This is a genomic window from Vibrio sp. 1078-1 (assembly GCF_033340475.1).
In genome coordinates this window covers 1-588 of the sequence record NZ_JAWOWM010000618.1, presented here as the reverse complement: position 1 = coordinate 588, position 588 = coordinate 1, and the positions used below count along the sequence as shown (strand labels likewise).

At 42.5% G+C, this 588-nt stretch carries 1 protein-coding gene; it reads right to left on the bottom strand.

Annotated features, from left to right (window positions below):
• Positions 1-414 (bottom strand): AbgT family transporter (locus R7190_RS29135; protein ID WP_318138103.1); only part of this gene is annotated, 414 nt, incomplete at its 3' end.
• Positions 415-588 lie beyond the last annotated feature (174 nt).

Below are 588 nucleotides of genomic sequence, written 5' to 3'. Positions count from 1 at the left end.
CATACGTTGTGACGCGCCCATTACTAGGCCACGCATTGCTGCTGAAAGTAGGCCCGAGTATTCCGCAATTGCAACACCAAGCATCGCAACCAATACCGTGCCTGACGGTGCGAAACCAACAAAGTTTTTCACTAGATTGGTAACAATAAGCTCTAGACCGTCAGCGTTAAGTAAGCTGACCACTTGAATCATGCCGTCTGCAGCACGACCTTTTGCTCCCTCAGGACGAGGATCGACAACCGATACTTCGAAGTAACCAGCTATACCCGACATCACCAAAATGGCTAAACAGAAAATGGCAAATAGTGTGATCGGGTGGGGCAACAGGTTCCCCAAATATTCGACAGTATCCAAAAAGCGCGTAAACAACGGCTTCTTAGGTGAGTTTTGTTTAATTGAAGCAGATGAACTCATCTGTTCCCTCCTTGTTTTTATTCCTGTGCAATTGTGAAAAAAATGTCACAAAGCGAGCGAAGGGTACTTGAGTAAAGAGTCAATTAAAAGCCAAAAACGTTACAAATTGTAAATCAATGGCAAATTTATAACCAGTTATTTGCATAAATGTAGATATTTCATCCATATAAAACA